Source organism: Vreelandella songnenensis (assembly GCF_003002925.1).
Taxonomy (GTDB): domain Bacteria; phylum Pseudomonadota; class Gammaproteobacteria; order Pseudomonadales; family Halomonadaceae; genus Vreelandella; species Vreelandella songnenensis.
Genome location: NZ_PVTK01000008.1, coordinates 123,861 through 139,395, shown reverse-complemented (window position 1 = coordinate 139,395; position 15,535 = coordinate 123,861). Strand labels below are relative to the sequence as shown.

The window sequence follows — 15,535 nt, the reverse complement described above, 5'->3', positions numbered from 1 at the left end:
TCGAATTTAACGGGCTTCGCAGCCATTCAGGGTAGCCAGTATACGCCGTGGGCCACCCTGCTCGCGATGTTCACCCAGCCAGAGGCCTTGCCAGGTGCCCAGCGCCATACGTCCATCGCGCACGGCAAGAGTAACCTGAGTGCCGAGCAGGCTGGCGGCCACGTGGGCGGGCATATCGTCCGGCCCTTCAAGCGTATGGCGAAAGTAATCCAGCCCTTCCGGTACCAGCCGACGGATAAAGGCGTCGAGATCATGACGCACATCCGGGTCGCTGTTTTCATTGAGCGTCAACGACGCCGAGGTGTGCATCAGTTGAAGATGCAGCATTCCCATGCTGCAATCCTCCAGGCACGGTAGCGCCCGCGCCACCTGATCGGTCACCAGATGAAAGCCACGGGCAAGCTCGGGTAGATGGATTTCCTGCTGATACCACATAAAACACTCCTTTGTTCTTAACTGCACGTGAGGCACGTCGACCGCGCGCCCTTCTTGTAAGACTCACTTCACCATAGCCCAATCGGGAACCTCTATTGTCGATCAAGGTGACACCGGACACAGCGGTAACGGCGGCACCCGCCCGGCGATCTCGCGCTCCAGGTAATGGATAAAGGCGCGCAGCCGGGCGGGCACGTGGCGGCGCTGCTCGAACACGGCATGAAAATCGGCACGCACGCTCTGCCAACCAGGCATCAGGGGGCAGAGCGCACCGCTGGCCAGATGCTCATTCACATCCCACCAGGAGCGCAGCATGACGCCGTGCCCATCCAGCGCCAGCTGGGTGATCACCTCGCCGTCGTTGCTGGCCAACCGCCCGCTGACCTTGACTGACTGCACCTCGCTTGGCTTGTCGCAGCGCTCGAAACGCCAGAGCGGGAAATCGGTATCGTTTTCCCGTACCACCAGACACGCCTGCCGGGCCAGATCCATCGGAGCTGCGAGCGGCGGCATGCGCGCAATATAGTCAGGCGCTGCACAGAGTACGCGCCGGTTGGCCAGAAGCGGCCGGGCAATCAGGCGAGAATCCGGCGGCTGGCCAACGCGAATGCCGATATCGAAACCGTGATCGCTCAGGTTGAGCGGAAAATTGGTCAGCTCGAGCCACCCCTCTACCCCAGGATTCGCCGCGCAGAATGCGGAAAGCAGCGGCGCGATATGCCGCCGGCCAAAGCCGAACGTGGCGTTCACTCGAAGCCGGCCACTCAGCGCCTGCTGGCGAGCATCGCCCAGCGAATTTTCAAGCTCTCCCAGCTCGTCGAGGATCAGCGACCCGCGCGCAAGGTAGCGCTCCCCTTCCGCGGTTAGCGTCAGCCGCCGCGTGGTGCGGGCGGCAAGCTCCACCCCAAGCCGGGCTTCCAGCTGCTTGAGCCGCTTGCTGACCGCAGAGAGCGAAAGACCAAGCTCGCGCGCCGTGGCCGTCAGGCTGCCCGAGCGGGCCAGCTGTTGAAAGAACGCCAGATCATCAAGCGCCGACATCGATTCTCCACTTTCAGGCAACAATAGCTTGCATACTAACCCGATTATCTTTCCCGCCACAGCCGCTAGACTGCCTGTAGAGCTTATCCAAGCGTCATCCACCCTCACTCAACAACAAACAGGAGTTCCCATGACTCATCGTATTGCGGTTATCGCCGGTGACGGTATCGGCCCGGAAGTCATGCCCGAGGGCCTGCGCACTCTGGAAGCCGCCGCCAAGCGCTTCAATATCGACCTTGAGTTCACCACCTTTGATTTCGGTAACTGCGACTACTACCTGGAGCACGGCAAGATGATGCCGGACGACTGGTTCGAGCAGCTCAAGGGCTTCGACGCACTTTTCTACGGCGCCGTCGGCTGGCCCGAAAAAGTGCCCGACCATATTTCGCTATGGGGCTCGCTGATCCAGTTCCGCCGCTGCTTCGATCAGTACGTCAACCTGCGCCCCTGCAAGCTGATGCCCGGCATCAAGAGCCCGCTGGCCGGCCGCGAACCCGGCGATATCGATTTTTACGTGGTGCGTGAAAACACCGAGGGCGAGTACTCGAGCATCGGCGGCAAGATGTTCGAAGGCACCGAGCGCGAGGTGGTCATTCAGGAAACCGTAATGAGTCGCACCGGCGTTGACCGCGTGCTGAAATACGCCTTTGACTTGGCCCAGACCCGCCCGCGCAAGAAGCTGACCTCGGCCACCAAGTCCAACGGCATCTCCATCACCATGCCCTACTGGGACGAGCGCGTTCTGGAGATGGCCAAGCAGTACCCGGACATCGACGTCGACAAGTTTCATATCGATATTTTGACTGCCAACTTCGTGCTCCACCCGGACTGGTTCGACGTGGTGGTGGGCAGCAACCTGTTTGGTGACATCCTCTCTGACCTGGGCCCGGCCTGCACTGGCACCATCGGTATTGCGCCGTCGGCCAACATCAACCCGGAAGGCAAGTTCCCCAGCCTGTTCGAGCCGGTCCACGGCAGCGCCCCGGACATCGCTGGCAAGGGTATCGCCAACCCCATCGGCCAGATCTGGTCCGGCGCGATGATGCTGGAACACCTGGGCTACAAGGAAGCCAGCGATGCTATCGTCGGTGCCATCGAGTCAGTGCTGAGCGACGGTGACACAACCGTATTGACCGGCGATATCGGCGGTCAGGGCACTACCAAGACGCTGGGCGAAGCGATTGCCAAGCGGCTGGGTGACTAATCTCTAATAAAAGCGTCAGGCATGAAAAAAGCCACCCCGTCGGGTGGCTTTCTTGCAAGCGCTATCAACGCGCCAGTTTGGCGGCAATGCCGGCCACGTGTTCGCCCTGGAACCGGGCAAGCTTCAGCTCGCGTTCGCTGGGCTGGCGGGAGCCGTCGCCGCCGGCAAGTGTCGCGGCGCCGTAAGGGTTGCCGCCGCTTACCTCGGAAATATCGAACTGCTCTTCAATGCCGTAGCCAATGGGCACGATCACCATGCCGTGGTGGGCAAGCGTGGTCCAGGTGGAGGTCACCGTCATCTCTTCGCCCCCGCCGGTGCCCGTCGAGGTAAATACGCTGCCTACCTTGCCGCGCAGCGAGCCGTTGGCCCAAAGGCCACCGGTCTGGTCCAGGAAGGTACGCATCTGACCGGCCATGTTGCCAAAGCGGGTCGGCGTACCGAAGATGATGGCGTCGTAATCGGCAAGTTCCTGAGGAGTGGCTTCTGGTGTCGCGTAATCCTGCTTGCCCCCAGCGTTCTTGAAGGCATCTTCGGGCATGGTTTCCGGCACCCGCTTGACGGTTACCTCCACGCCATCAACCTTTCTTGCGCCTTCGGCGACAGCCTGAGCCAGGGTATCAACGTGACCATACATGGAATAGTAGAGTACCAGTACCTTTGACATTGCTCACTCCTTTGGACGTTGCTTTAAGTCTGCGTGACTAACCACCCTTGTGGACAGCGCCTTTAACCATAGCCCAATATCAAAAGCATAAAAGCGAATGTTTTCATCTACTCGCTTCGATTTACTGCACGGCTTTTTGCTTGCGAAGATGCCCACTACTGACTAACGTTTACTCTTTGCTATAAGTGTTCACCACAAGGAAGTAGCCAAATGACCATTTTCGAAGCCCTGCGTAAAGACCATGACCTCCAACGCGACCTGCTGGCGCGACTGGTCGAAACCCATGGCGACAGCGAAGAGCGCGATACCCTCTACAAGCAGGTCAAGCACGAGCTTCAGCACCATGCCGCCGCTGAAGAGCGCATGTTCTACATCCCGCTGATGGAGCTGGACCTCACCCAGGAAAAAGCCCGCCACAGCGTGGCCGAGCACCATGAAATCGATGAGCTGATCGAGCAATTGGACAGCACCGACTACAGCGCCTCCAGTTGGCTTACCTACGCCAAGCAGCTGCAGCATCTGGTGACCCACCATCTGGACGAAGAAGAGCAGGAAGTATTCCAGCTGGCCGGGCGTGGCCTGAAAAATCCACAGAAAACCGCGCTGGCGGATGACTACGAAGAAGAGATGCAGCGCCTGCGCGCCGGCTAAGCCTTCCCTTTCTCGCTTCTCAACGCCCGCTTCTTTGCGGGCGTTTTTGGGTCAGTGCTTACACAAAGCCCCTCTTCATTTTCATAACCACGACGCTGACGCTTGCTCTGCCTCAAGGGCATGCTAAACATGACCGTGGACTAGCCACCAATAACAAGAGGCCGATATGCTGGATCACTGGCTCGACTGGACGCTCAATGAGCGCCTGCCTTCACAAAAGCGCGGCCGATTCGCCAGCGGCACTTATCAGCTACATGCCCCTGGCATCATCGAGCTTCTGCCCGATACGCCCACATCCGATGCTCACGCCTGCATTTTCTCGGCGGCCATTCACGGCAACGAAACCGCCCCGGTCGAGCTTCTGGGCAGTTGGCTAAGCGCGCTGGAAGCGGGTGTCGCCTCCCTTGGCGCCCCGGTGCTGGTGATACTCGGCAACATTCCAGCCCTGCGCGCCCAACGCCGCTTTATCGACATCAACCTCAACCGCCTTTTCCAGCGCGGCCTTGCCGAACAAGGCGCCGAACCCGAGCGCGCCCGAGAACTGATGGCCGCGGTGGACCGCTTCTTTGTCGCGCATACCGAGCTTCCCAAGCTGCATTACGACCTGCACACCGCGATTCGTGGCAGCCTCTACCCGCGTTTTGTAGTCGAGCCGTTTGCCGATACCGCGATTACGACAATGCAGTGGGCGTGGCTGGCTGCCGCCGACATGCAGGCCGTACTTCACCAGCACCAGACTAGCTGGACGTTTTCGCACTACAGCAAGCACTATCATCAGGCGCAGGCATTTACCTTCGAGCTTGGACGTGTCGCCCCCTTTGGGCAAAACGACATGGCCGCGCTGGCACCCATGCTGGCCCTGCTGAAGGCGCTGGGTGAAGGTGGCAAGCCTGCCCGGCAAGCGCCAGGCAGCATGACGTTTTTCCAGGTGCAGCACGAGCTGATGCGCCAGGCAGAAGACTTCTCACTCTGCTTCGCAGCGGATACGCCCAATTTCAGCCGCTTTGAACCGGGCACACGCTTGGCCTGCGATAGCGTGGCAGGGGATTTCATTGTGGGCGATACTCCCTTGCACGTCGTGTTTCCCAATGCCGATGTCGCCATCGGCGCCAGGGCGGCCCTTTTGGTATCACCGACCCAGGCACCGAATTAAACGTTGAACTATTAGAATAACGCATTAATAACAACAACCTAGAGGCTATTCATGGCTACCGCACGCGTTGTGTTCGTCAAGCGCCCTGCATTTATCGCATAACGAAAGCACGCAATTTTCGCTGGGCCTGATAGAATCGCCACTTTTTCGCGCCAGCCGCCACCTAGTCTAACGTCAATTAAACGCGTTGCTACCGCGGCAACTTTGTACTGGAGCCTATGTTTATGGCCGCTACTCCCCTTGAAGTGCGTAATATCAAAAAGCGCTTTGGCGATACGGAAGTCCTCAAAGGCCTCTCATTGGAAGCACAAAAAGGTGACGTGATCACTCTGATTGGCGCTTCGGGGTCTGGTAAAAGCACCTTTCTACGCTGCATGAACCTGCTGGAGCAGCCCGACGAGGGCGAGATCATTCTCCACGGTGACACCATCCGCTTTAAAGAAACCCGCCACGGGCGTGAGCCGGCCGACTGGAAACAGGTCGTGCAGATGCGTGCCAAACTGTCGATGGTGTTTCAGAACTTCAACCTCTGGGCTCACATGACCCTGCTTCAGAACATCATCGAAGCGCCCATTCACGTGCTGGGAAAATCCAGGAAAGAGGCCACCGACCACGCCCATGCGTTACTCGAGCGCGTAGGCCTGACCGCCCGCGCCAACGCCTACCCCGCTCAGATGTCCGGCGGGCAGCAGCAGCGCGGCGCGATTGCACGGGCGCTGGCCATGGACCCGGAAGTCATGCTGTTTGACGAGCCCACCTCGGCACTTGACCCGGAGCTGGTGGGCGATGTGCTGAAGGTCATGCGCGACCTGGCCAACGAAGGACGCACCATGGTCGTGGTCACCCATGAAATGAGCTTCGCCCGGGATGTTTCAAGCAAGGTGATCTACCTGCATCAGGGGCTGGTAGAAGAAGCCGGCACGCCGGATGAAGTCCTGGGCAATCCGCAGTCGCCGCGGCTCAAACAGTTTCTTACCCCCAACTACTGATCTGCGAGGCTACCATGCTGGATTTGCAAGGGTACGGCCCGCGTTTGATCGAAGGCGCCGGGGTTACCGTTCAACTGGCGGTGTTATCGCTGCTGCTGGCCCTGGTGCTGGGGCTTTTTACCGCCACGGCCAAGATGTCGCGTCACTGGCTACCGCATGGCATTGCGACCGTGTATACGACGCTGATTCGCGGCGTGCCGGATCTGGTGCTGATGATGCTGCTGTTCTACGGCGGGCAGATCGGCGTCAATGCCATCAGCGATATTCTCTATTACAGTTACGACATTGATATCTACATCAACTTCAACGCCTTTGCTGCGGGCGTACTGACCATCGGGTTCATTTTCGGCGCCTACATGGGCGAGACCTTTCGCGGCGCCTTCATGGCCGTGGATAACGGCCAGATCGAAGCGGGCAAGGCCTACGGCATGAGCGGCAGCCTTGTGTTTCGGCGTATTCGGTTCCCGCAGATGATGCGCCACGCACTGCCGGGACTGTCCAATAACTGGATGGTACTGCTCAAGACCACCGCGCTGGTCTCGGTCATCGGCCTGACCGATATGGTTCGCGTGGCAGCCGAAGCCTCCCGAGCGACCCACGAACCCTTCGTGTTTCTAATTCCCGTAGCGGTTGCCTACCTGCTGATCGCCAGTGTGTCCGAGTGGATCTTTGCAAGGCTGCAGAAACGCTACGATATCGGCTTTGGGGAGCAGTAACATGCCTGATATTTCCGCCTGGTTTAATGACCTTCTATCCGGCAACCTGATCTTTACCGCCACCACCATGGGCTATTACTGGACCGGCCTGGTCACCACCACCCAGCTGGTCTTTCTCTCGCTGGTGATTGGCCTGGTGCTTGCCGTACCGCTGGCCATTCTGCGCAGCTCGAAGCGCAAGTGGATCAGCCTGCCGGTATACCTTTTCACCTACGTGTTTCGCGGCACACCGCTGCTCGTTCAGCTGTATATCATCTACTACGGCGTGGTGTTCTTTGACGGCATTCAGGAAAGCGTTTTCTGGCCCATCTTCCGCGAGGCGTTCTACCCCGCGCTGATCGCCTTTACCCTGAACACCGCCGCCTACACCACCGAGATCTTCCGGGGTGCGATCAAGGCAACGGCCAAGGGTGAAATCGAAGCGGCGCGCGCCTACGGCATGTCTCAGGGGCTGATGATGCGGCGTATCATCATTCCCAGCGCCTTTCGCCGTGCCCTGCCCGCCTACGGCAATGAAGTGATCTTCATGCTTCACGCCAGCGCCATCGCAAGCGTTGTCACGCTGATGGACTTGACCGGAGCGGCGCGCTACGTCTATTCCCGCTTCTATACCCCGTTCGAGCCCTTTTTGTTCGTGGCGCTGATCTATCTCTGCCTGACGTTTGCCATTCTGTTCTTCTTCCGCTTCCTGGAGAAGAAACTGCTCGCCCACTTGAAGCCTCAGACACCTTGAGTCCAGGAGGCTGGCAGCTAACGTCAAACAAACGTTGGTTCGCATGATGTTTTTCTCTTTTCGCCAGCGCAAAGCTGGGTTACGTTAAAGAAGATCACATCATGTGAACCTGTTTTACAACGGAGTTTAATAATGAAAAAACTGCTATCGGTTTCATTGATCGGTCTGGCTGTTGCAGCAGCCTCTTCCGCCCAGGCACGCGATTACGACCACGTGCGCATTGGCGTGGACGTGCCGTACGTCCCCATGGAGTACCGCACCGCTGAAGGCGACCTGACCGGTTTCGATATCGACCTGGGTAACGCCATGTGTGAAGAGATCGGCGTGACCTGCGAGTGGATCGAGCAGGAGTGGGACGGCATCATCCCCGGCCTTCTGTCGCGCAATTACGACGCCGTCATGTCCTCCATGACCATCAACGATGAGCGTCGCCAGCAGGTACTGTTCTCCGAGCCCTACATCACCATGCCATCAGCCTGGTTTGCGGCAAGCGACCTGGACATCGACGAAGCCAATGAAGAAACCCTTGAAGGCCTGACCATCGGTGTTCAACGCGGCACGCTTCAGGACAACTACGTCACTGATAACTACGGCAGCGTGGCCGATATCAGCCGCTACTCCACTGCCGATGACATGGTGCTGGACATGGACGCCCAGCGTCTGGATATCGTGTTCCTCGATTTCCCGATTGGCCAGTCCACGCTGGTTGAAAACGAAGACGGCGACTACGTCATCGTGGGCGAGCAGATCACCGAGCCTAAAGAATACTTCGGTGACGGCTTCGGTATCGCCTTCCGCCAGCGTGACGAAGCGCTTGCCGAGAAATTCAACGAAGCCCTGGCAACGCTGAAAGAAGACGGCACCTACGACGAAATCTACACCCGCTACTTCGGCGAAGAGTGATTCCTGCCCTCCCCGGCTGCGCCGGGGAGGTTTTCAACGCCTGCTCTCGCAGCCCCCTCCCCCTGTTTCCTTCTTCACGACTTACCGCCTGTTTTACCCCACTTGCCATCAAGGCGAGCAAATTCAGTGAACTAGCCGTGCTACTATCGGTCTTCTTAAGCGAGCTAGTGACCGACAGGGAGGTTTTATGGCTAACACATCATCACCTTTGCGACCCTCTTCCCACTGGACGGGATGGGGCCAGTGGCTTGCGCTCATCACCATGACCGTGGATCACCTGACCCGCTATGTACTGCCTGCTGGTTGGGACTTGAGCTGGGCAGGCTCCTCCATCGGCCGGATTGCGTTTCCGCTGTTTGCCGCCATGGTGGCCTGGCATGGGCTGTTCAATACGCGCAATCCGCTGCGCTATTCCCGCCGCATTCTGATTATCGGCCTGGTCGCCCAGGTGCCCTACATGCTGATGCCCCGCGCCTCGGATGCGCTGATTCTCAACGTCTGCTTTACGCTGGCAAGCGGCCTGGCGCTGGGCACGCTGGTGCGCCAGGGCTGGCAGCACTACCAGCAGCAAACGTTAGGCCTTGGCTGGCTGATGCTGGGCACGGCGGTGGGTGTCACGCTCTGGTATCTGCTGGGTTTCTGGGTGGAGTACGGCCACAACGGCCTGCTGCTGATTCCGCTGCTCATGTTTGCCATGCACGCGCTCAACCAGGCCGGTCCGCGCTTTCAGTCACGCCTGTGGGCAGGCCTCGCTGCCTTTCCGGTATTGTGGATCGCCGGGCAGATGAACGCCTCGGACATGGCCAAATCGTTTACCGTGGCCACGTGTGTGGCGGTACTGATTCTGGCCGCCGGCGCGTCTCGTCAGATTACCGCCGTGCCGGTGGTCATGCCGCGCAGGCTATGGCTTGCCTGGTACCCGGGGCACTTCGCCCTGATCGCCCTGTGGCTGCTGATCAGCGGTCACGCAGCTATTTAAACGCTCGGCATGAAAGCGTCGGTCTGCGTGAAGTTCTGCTTGGCGGCTTCACGCATCCACGGCGCATAACGTTTTAACTGGTCACGACCTTCTGCTTTTGCCTGGTACATGGCGATATCTGCCTGCTTGAGAATTTCAGAGGCATCAAAGCGATCAGATTCAAAGCAGGTATAACCAATACTGGGCGTTACCTTCAGCCAATCACCTTCCAGATAATAGGTACCTGACAGTACCTGTTTCATGTGCTGCATGAACTCCTGAACCTGCTGCTCTTCCGCGCAGCTACTGGTTATATCGAACAGGGCCAGTAGTACGAATTCATCACCACTCAGGCGTGCCGCCATCCCCTCTTCGCCCTGACACTGCTCCAGACGCCGAGCTACCTGAATCAGCAGGTCATCGCCGGCGGCGTGACCCAGAGTGTCGTTTACCCGTTTGAAGTGATCCATGTCCAGAAACACGACAAGCCCGGTTTTCGCTGATGATTCATGGCCCAACTGATTCAACCGGTCGATAAACAGTCGCCGGTTGGGAAGATCCGTCAACGCGTCGTAGTAAGCCTGTCGATAGATAATCGCTTCAGTGCGCTTTCGTTCAGTGAAATCTTCAATAATCGCAATGCCACCAATCTTGTGATCGCTCGCCGTACGCACCGCATTGAAGAACGACCGCAGCGGCGTTCCCTGATCACGACGGGGTAGGTAAAAGGTGCCCTCGTAATATCCCGTGCCCTTTTCCAAGGCATTAGCCACGGCGGTTGCTACCTCCTGGTCAGCACGGTGGTCCAGCATGCAGTAGCCGATCATCTGATCGCGCTGACTGCCGAGAATTTCCAGCAATTTTGCATTGCAGTCGGTAATCATGCCGCGCGAATCAAAATGCAGTACTCCCAGTGGCGAGTGCTGATAGATGGAGCGATATCGGTCTTCACTCTCTTGAAGCTGTGCTTCTCTGGATGAAACCTCAACATGCAGGGCGATGTTGTCGTGAATGATACGGCTGAGCCGACGGCTGATGACCAGCATCAGGCCCAGGAACAGCTGCAGCAGCAGACCCATGAGCAGCGAAAGCTCACCACCACTAAGCAGAAACTGAACGGGTAACGGAAGCAGAGCCGGCAGGATGAATACAAGGGCCACCCGCCATACCGATGACAGGGTGGTGACGCCCCCCGCAGCAACACCGCCTAGCACAATGGCTAGAATGTTGGTCTGCCGGCTGTATTCGGGGCTGAAGAACAAAATGGCGGCCGCTCCCCACACCCCGCCCGCCAAGAATGCTGCCTGGAAAAACCACCGCAGCCAAACTGAGTGTTTTTGTTGATCCGCCGTCGCACGATGATAAAAATAGGCCAGCATCAGCCGTAACGTTGAAATGAGTACCAAGGCTGCAAACCAGCCAAGCAGCAGCCCGGTGCTGACACTTGACCACATTGCCGTTATCAACAGTCCGCCTGCACAGACACTGCTCAGCACTGGCTGCCACAGTTTTTCATAGAGCAGGCCAACTTTTTCTGCCTGTAAACGGCAAGCCGCTTTTTGATGAGCGTACGGATAACCGCCGAGCCAGGATGGCTCGGCGGTTATCCTTGCAAGAGGCGGCATACTGACTTCCCGGTGATTAATTCTGTACATATAATCGGCTGATATAGATATTTATTGAATTAATAAACGCATCTATACCGCCCGAGTACATATCGTCAGGCTAACTTATTGTAAAAAATCATAAAAAAGCCGCCTCATATGGCGGCTTCTAGGTTACAGCGAGGGTTCGAAACTCCACTCGACCGGCGGCGCCTCGGGCAGCAGCGCCTGGCAGGCGCGGACCTTTTCCAGAAGCTCTGCGTGGGTGGCGGCCACCACATTGATGTGGGCAAGCTTGCGCCCGGCACGCTCGGCCTTGTCGTAACGGTGCAGGTGGGTATGGGCCAGCGCCAGCATGGCAGCGTTATCGCCCTCCTGGCCGATCACGTTGACCATGCAGGTGGGGGCAATCGCCTGAGTACTGCCCAGCGGCAGACCCTGTACAGCGCGCAGATGGTTCTCGAACTGGCTCGTGGCCGCGCCGTCCATCGTCCAGTGGCCGGAGTTGTGCACGCGGGGGGCCATCTCATTGGCCAGCAGGCTGCCGTCACGGGTCTGGAACAGCTCAAGGGCCAGCACGCCTACGTAATCGAGCTCGTCGAGCAGCGCGCGAATATAGGTATCCGCGGTCTGCTGCACCTGGGCGTCCAGGTCCGGAAGCGGTGCCACCGAATAGCGCAGAATGCCGCCCACGTGCTGGTTTTCCGCCATGGGGTAGAACACCACTTCACCGTCACGGCCGCGCACGGCAATCATCGATACTTCGCGCACGAAATCGACAAACGCCTCGACGATCAGCTGCGTGTGGCCAATGCTCTGCCACGCGTCAGCGGCCTCTTCCGGCGCTTTCAGTACCGCCTGACCCTTGCCGTCATAGCCTTCGGTCACCGATTTCGCCACTACCGGGCAGCCAAGCTCACGGGCGGCGGCCTCAAGCTCGTCAGAGCTCTCTACCACGCGATAGGCAGGCGTGGGGATGTTCAGGCGGTCAAACAGGGCCTTCTCTTCCACCCGGTTCTGGCATACCTGAATCGCGCGGCTGCTGGGATACACCGGCTTGTGCTTCTCGATCTCCTGTACCAGCGCCACCGGCAGGTGTTCGAACTCATAAGTAACCACGTCCACCTTGGCCAGAAACTCGGCCAGATGCTGGTTATCCGGGTCGACGATGACCTCGCCAATGCCCGCACTCGGGTTGCCCGTGGTGTCCAGAAAGGTGAAGCGGTTGCCCAGTGGGTAGCCCGCCAAGGCCAGCATGCGGCCCAGCTGGCCCGCGCCTAGAACGCCAATGTTCATCGCGTATCTCCTTACTCTGCATCCGGCGCGGGGCGCGGGTCCGGGTTATCCAGCACCAGCTGGGTCTGCTCGGTGCGGAAGGCCTCGACCGCTTCGCGCACGGCGGTGTCCTGCAAGCCCACAATCTGGGCGGCCAGAAGCCCCGCGTTGGTGGCGCCGGCCTTGCCGATCGCCAGTGTGCCCACGGCAATGCCGCCCGGCATCTGGGCGATGGAGAGCAGCGAATCCAGGCCCTTCAACGCCTTGGATTCCACCGGCACGCCCAGCACCGGCAAGGGCGTCTGTGAGGCCACCATGCCCGGCAGGTGCGCGGCACCACCAGCGCCGGCCACAATTACCTGAAGGCCACGCTCGGCAGCGCTCTTGGCATAGTCGAACAGCAGGTCAGGCGTCCGGTGGGCGGAGACCACACGCGTTTCGTAGGCAACACCCAAACGCTCCAGCATGGCGACCGCGTGTTCCATGACCGGCCAATCGGATTTGGAGCCCATGATGACGCCCACCTTGGGCGCGCTATTCGACGACATGCCATTTCTCCTCGGCCTGAGGGCCTTGTAAAACGATAAAAGTGCCGCACGCACAAGCCACAGCGCGCGCTAAAAGGAAGGCGCATAGTTTACCAGAGCCAGGCGGCAAGCGGCGGTCCCAAATGTCGTGAAATTTTCATCAAATTAAATATTGAAAAGCACCTGCGTTGGCGGCATTGTGTAGGTGTCATTTCAGACTGATGGAGTCACATGAGTACGGCATACGCAACTGCTCACGCAGAAACGCTGGATCCTCCGCGAAGCAGCCCTGACCTCGATGTCAGGGACCTAGAGAAACGCACGCGCCTGATGCGCATCATTACGCGTTTGATTGCAGTATCCGACCTGGGTAGCCGGGAAATCGCCCGCCAGGCAGGTCTTCCAGTACAGAAGATCAGCGATCTGCTCGCCGGTAGGCTTGAGCACCTGGATATTGATGAACTCAATGTCCTGCGTCGCACGTTAGAACTGGAGGCGCCATAGCAGCAGCCCCACTGATCACACAGACAAACGCCTCGCCAATGCGAGGCGTTTTTTTATGGCATCGATATCAACAGACCACCGAGCGCCATCACCGCAACCACCGCCCAGGCAGGAAGCTTCCACACCGCCAGCAGCAAAAAGCCTGTCAGTGCCAAAGCAAACTCATAAGGCCCTATCACGGCACTCGTCCATACCGGCTGATAAAGCGCCGCCCCTAAAATCCCGACGACTGCCGCATTAGCGCCACGCATCAGCGCCTGGGCACTGCCCCACTGACGAAAACGGCTCCAGAAGGGCAGCACGCCAACCAGTAGCAAGAACCCAGGCACAAAAATTGCCAGAAGCGCCACCAACGCGCCTGCCAGCCAATGGATACCCGGCACCAGTGCACCTAGGTACGCTGCAAAGGTAAACAGCGGCCCCGGTACCGCCTGCGCCGCGCCGTAGCCGGTTAGAAACGCATCCGGCGTCACCCACCCCGACTGCACCACCTCGGCCTGCAGCAGCGGCAACACCACATGGCCACCGCCAAATACCAGCGCGCCGGAGCGGTAAAACGCATCGATGATGCTCAGCCAGATTGCACTTCCCGCTATCAGCGGCAGCAGAACCAGCAGCCCGGCAAATAGGCCCAACGCCATGAAACCTGCCGAACGCGATACCTTGAAGTGAAGTGCTGCATCTTGTGGTGCAGTTGCGCTCTCGCGACACATCACCAAACCTAGCAAGCCACCGAGCACAATGGCACTTACCTGCCCCAACGGCCCACTTAGCCCCACCACCGTCAACACCGCCAGCAGCGCGATACCGGCGCGAGTCTTATCAGGGCACAGGTTACCCGCCATGCCCCACACCGCGTGGGCCACGATGGCCACCGCTGCTACTTTCAAACCGTGAATAATGCCGCTGGCAAGCGGGCCATCCAAAAGCGATGCCCCCAGTGCAAAAAGCCCCAGGACGATAGCGGAAGGCAAGGTAAAGGCAAGCCACGCAGCGGCCGCCCCCCAAGGCCCGGCGCGCAGCAGCCCGATGGCAAAACCCACCTGGCTGCTGGCTGGCCCCGGCAAAAATTGGCAGAGCGCGACCAGATCCGCATAGGCCGTCTCGGAAAGCCAGCGGCGGCGCTCTACAAACTCGGTACGAAAATAGCCCAGATGCGCCACCGGACCACCAAAGGAGGTCAGCCCAAGCAGCAGAAAAACGCTGAAGACTTCGCCGATAGAGGCACGGGCGGCCGCTTGTCGAGACATGGCACCAGTTCCTTGAAAGAAAATTTCAAGCATGACCGCCACGTTTGACATGATGATGACAGCGAGCGGATTAAAAACCTACGAGTATGCACCAACGTCGGAGAATGCCACGTAGCGCGTGGTAACGTTTTGCGAGGACACGAGCAAATAAGGCACCCGCGGGTGGCGGCTGATAAGACGCCTCGGCCGTGGCAACCATGTTTGCGCTTGCGCCGCATCACCCAACCCCGGCAGCGCTCTCCGCGCTGCTCCCGCGGGTGCGCCTAACGGCTTACCACGCGCTACGGTTCTGCATCACATTCGGATACGGCACAGTAGCGTGTGGTAACGTTTTGCGAGGACACGAGTAAATAAGGCACCCGCGGGTGGCGGCTGACAAGACGCCTCGGCCGTGGCAACCATGTTTGCGTTTGCGCCCTATCACCCGACCCCGGCAGCGCTCTCCGCGCTGCATCCGCGGGTGCGCCTGGCGGCTTACCACGCGCTACGGTTCTGCACCACATTCGGATACGGCACCGTAGCGCGTGGTAACGTTTTGCGAGGACACGAGCAAATAAGGCACCCGCGGGTGGCGGCTGACAAGACGCCTCGGCCGTTGCAACCATGTTTGCGTTTGCGCCGCATCACCCAACCCCGGCAGCGCTCTCCGCGCTGCTCCCGCGGGTGCGCCTAACGGCTTACCACGCGCTACGGTTCTGCACCACATTCGGATACGGCACCGTAGCGCGTGGTAACGTTTTGCGAGGACACGAGTAAATAAGGCACCCGCGGGTGGCGGCTGACAAGACGCCTCGGCCGTTGCAACCATGTTTGCGTTTGCGCCCTACCACCCGACCCCGGCAGCGCTCTCCGCGCTGTTTCCGCGTCGGGCCGCCGCTGCGGGTGCGCCTGGCGGCTTACTACGCGCTACGGTATGGGCCAACGTCGGGGC

General features: G+C 59.2%; 16 protein-coding genes. 9 read left to right on the top strand and 7 right to left on the bottom strand.

The genetic code is table 11. From position 1 onward, the window contains the following. Window positions 1-6 precede the first annotated feature (6 nt). Together B0H98_RS13520 and B0H98_RS13515 are read right to left on the bottom strand one after the other, a co-directional pair. Window positions 7-435 carry a secondary thiamine-phosphate synthase enzyme YjbQ gene (locus B0H98_RS13520; RefSeq protein ID WP_106375591.1) on the bottom strand — a complete coding sequence of 143 codons (429 nt, stop codon included), beginning with the start codon at window positions 433-435 and terminating at the stop codon, window positions 7-9. 102 nt (window positions 436-537) lie between these two features. Beyond that, window positions 538-1,473, bottom strand: a complete 936-nt coding sequence (locus B0H98_RS13515; RefSeq protein WP_106375590.1) for a LysR family transcriptional regulator — start codon at window positions 1,471-1,473, stop codon at window positions 538-540. Window positions 1,474-1,603: 130 nt separating this feature from the next. On the opposite strand from B0H98_RS13515, the gene B0H98_RS13510 reads away from it, so the two are divergent. Continuing rightward, the gene (locus tag B0H98_RS13510) at window positions 1,604-2,677 is read left to right on the top strand and encodes a tartrate dehydrogenase (protein WP_106375589.1); all 1,074 of its coding nucleotides are present in this window, start codon (window positions 1,604-1,606) and stop codon (window positions 2,675-2,677) included. Window positions 2,678-2,741: 64 nt separating this feature from the next. Here B0H98_RS13510 and wrbA read toward each other — a convergent pair whose 3' ends face one another. Beyond that, window positions 2,742-3,341 carry an NAD(P)H:quinone oxidoreductase gene (gene wrbA, locus B0H98_RS13505; RefSeq protein ID WP_106375588.1) on the bottom strand — a complete coding sequence of 200 codons (600 nt, stop codon included), beginning with the start codon at window positions 3,339-3,341 and terminating at the stop codon, window positions 2,742-2,744. Window positions 3,342-3,551: 210 nt separating this feature from the next. Between wrbA and B0H98_RS13500 the strand changes: the two genes are divergently transcribed. The 7 genes from B0H98_RS13500 to B0H98_RS13470 all read left to right on the top strand — a co-directional run bounded on the left by B0H98_RS13500 (window position 3,552) and on the right by B0H98_RS13470 (window position 9,465). Further along, a complete protein-coding gene (locus B0H98_RS13500) occupies window positions 3,552-3,992 on the top strand; it encodes a hemerythrin domain-containing protein (protein WP_106375587.1) in 441 nt (146 codons plus the stop codon). Between the two features lie 166 nt (window positions 3,993-4,158). After that, on the top strand, window positions 4,159-5,145 hold the full coding sequence (locus B0H98_RS13495; protein ID WP_106375586.1) for a succinylglutamate desuccinylase: 987 nt from the start codon (window positions 4,159-4,161) through the stop codon (window positions 5,143-5,145). 218 nt (window positions 5,146-5,363) lie between these two features. Further along, a complete protein-coding gene (locus tag B0H98_RS13490) occupies window positions 5,364-6,134 on the top strand; it encodes an ABC transporter ATP-binding protein (RefSeq protein ID WP_422822155.1) in 771 nt (256 codons plus the stop codon). A gap of 14 nt (window positions 6,135-6,148) precedes the next feature. Continuing rightward, window positions 6,149-6,850, top strand: a complete 702-nt coding sequence (locus B0H98_RS13485) for an ABC transporter permease (RefSeq protein ID WP_106375584.1) — start codon at window positions 6,149-6,151, stop codon at window positions 6,848-6,850. Between the two features lies 1 nt (window position 6,851). Continuing rightward, window positions 6,852-7,583 carry an ABC transporter permease gene (locus tag B0H98_RS13480; protein WP_106375583.1) on the top strand — a complete coding sequence of 244 codons (732 nt, stop codon included), beginning with the start codon at window positions 6,852-6,854 and terminating at the stop codon, window positions 7,581-7,583. Between the two features lie 132 nt (window positions 7,584-7,715). Then, the gene (locus tag B0H98_RS13475; RefSeq protein WP_106375582.1) at window positions 7,716-8,486 is read left to right on the top strand and encodes a transporter substrate-binding domain-containing protein; all 771 of its coding nucleotides are present in this window, start codon (window positions 7,716-7,718) and stop codon (window positions 8,484-8,486) included. A gap of 187 nt (window positions 8,487-8,673) precedes the next feature. Next, window positions 8,674-9,465 carry a TraX family protein gene (locus B0H98_RS13470; RefSeq protein WP_106375581.1) on the top strand — a complete coding sequence of 264 codons (792 nt, stop codon included), beginning with the start codon at window positions 8,674-8,676 and terminating at the stop codon, window positions 9,463-9,465. Here B0H98_RS13470 and B0H98_RS13465 read toward each other — a convergent pair. The 3 genes from B0H98_RS13465 to purE form a co-directional block, all read right to left on the bottom strand. Then, on the bottom strand, window positions 9,462-10,898 hold the full coding sequence (locus B0H98_RS13465) for a diguanylate cyclase domain-containing protein (RefSeq protein WP_340162382.1): 1,437 nt from the start codon (window positions 10,896-10,898) through the stop codon (window positions 9,462-9,464). The two genes, B0H98_RS13470 and B0H98_RS13465, sit on opposite strands and share 4 nt — an antisense overlap. A gap of 324 nt (window positions 10,899-11,222) precedes the next feature. Then, entirely contained in the window at window positions 11,223-12,344 is a 1,122-nt protein-coding gene (locus B0H98_RS13460) for a 5-(carboxyamino)imidazole ribonucleotide synthase (protein WP_106375579.1), read from the bottom strand. A gap of 11 nt (window positions 12,345-12,355) precedes the next feature. Further along, on the bottom strand, window positions 12,356-12,871 hold the full coding sequence (gene purE / locus B0H98_RS13455; RefSeq protein ID WP_106375578.1) for a 5-(carboxyamino)imidazole ribonucleotide mutase: 516 nt from the start codon (window positions 12,869-12,871) through the stop codon (window positions 12,356-12,358). Window positions 12,872-13,081: 210 nt separating this feature from the next. Here purE and B0H98_RS13450 point away from each other — a divergent pair, with 210 nt between their 5' ends. Then, a complete protein-coding gene (locus B0H98_RS13450) occupies window positions 13,082-13,354 on the top strand; it encodes an XRE family transcriptional regulator (RefSeq protein ID WP_106375577.1) in 273 nt (90 codons plus the stop codon). 53 nt (window positions 13,355-13,407) lie between these two features. Here B0H98_RS13450 and chrA read toward each other — a convergent pair whose 3' ends face one another. Beyond that, the gene (gene chrA / locus B0H98_RS13445; RefSeq protein ID WP_106375576.1) at window positions 13,408-14,604 is read right to left on the bottom strand and encodes a chromate efflux transporter; all 1,197 of its coding nucleotides are present in this window, start codon (window positions 14,602-14,604) and stop codon (window positions 13,408-13,410) included. Window positions 14,605-15,535 lie beyond the last annotated feature (931 nt).

Bases quoted from the DNA above. Each gene is read 5' to 3' on its own strand.
- B0H98_RS13495 (WP_106375586.1), top strand. From the start codon at position 4,159: ATGCTGGATCACTGGCTCGACTGGACGCTCAATGAGCGCCTGCCTTCA.
- B0H98_RS13515 (WP_106375590.1), bottom strand. From the start codon at position 1,473: ATGTCGGCGCTTGATGATCTGGCGTTCTTTCAACAGCTGGCCCGCTCG.
- B0H98_RS13480 (WP_106375583.1), top strand. From the start codon at position 6,852: ATGCCTGATATTTCCGCCTGGTTTAATGACCTTCTATCCGGCAACCTG.
- chrA (WP_106375576.1), bottom strand. From the start codon at position 14,604: ATGTCTCGACAAGCGGCCGCCCGTGCCTCTATCGGCGAAGTCTTCAGC.
- purE (WP_106375578.1), bottom strand. From the start codon at position 12,871: ATGTCGTCGAATAGCGCGCCCAAGGTGGGCGTCATCATGGGCTCCAAA.
- B0H98_RS13450 (WP_106375577.1), top strand. From the start codon at position 13,082: ATGAGTACGGCATACGCAACTGCTCACGCAGAAACGCTGGATCCTCCG.
- B0H98_RS13460 (WP_106375579.1), bottom strand. From the start codon at position 12,344: ATGAACATTGGCGTTCTAGGCGCGGGCCAGCTGGGCCGCATGCTGGCC.
- B0H98_RS13490 (WP_422822155.1), top strand. From the start codon at position 5,364: ATGTTTATGGCCGCTACTCCCCTTGAAGTGCGTAATATCAAAAAGCGC.
- B0H98_RS13470 (WP_106375581.1), top strand. From the start codon at position 8,674: ATGGCTAACACATCATCACCTTTGCGACCCTCTTCCCACTGGACGGGA.
- B0H98_RS13485 (WP_106375584.1), top strand. From the start codon at position 6,149: ATGCTGGATTTGCAAGGGTACGGCCCGCGTTTGATCGAAGGCGCCGGG.
- B0H98_RS13520 (WP_106375591.1), bottom strand. From the start codon at position 435: ATGTGGTATCAGCAGGAAATCCATCTACCCGAGCTTGCCCGTGGCTTT.
- B0H98_RS13510 (WP_106375589.1), top strand. From the start codon at position 1,604: ATGACTCATCGTATTGCGGTTATCGCCGGTGACGGTATCGGCCCGGAA.
- B0H98_RS13465 (WP_340162382.1), bottom strand. From the start codon at position 10,898: ATGTGGTCAAGTGTCAGCACCGGGCTGCTGCTTGGCTGGTTTGCAGCC.
- B0H98_RS13500 (WP_106375587.1), top strand. From the start codon at position 3,552: ATGACCATTTTCGAAGCCCTGCGTAAAGACCATGACCTCCAACGCGAC.
- B0H98_RS13475 (WP_106375582.1), top strand. From the start codon at position 7,716: ATGAAAAAACTGCTATCGGTTTCATTGATCGGTCTGGCTGTTGCAGCA.
- wrbA (WP_106375588.1), bottom strand. From the start codon at position 3,341: ATGTCAAAGGTACTGGTACTCTACTATTCCATGTATGGTCACGTTGAT.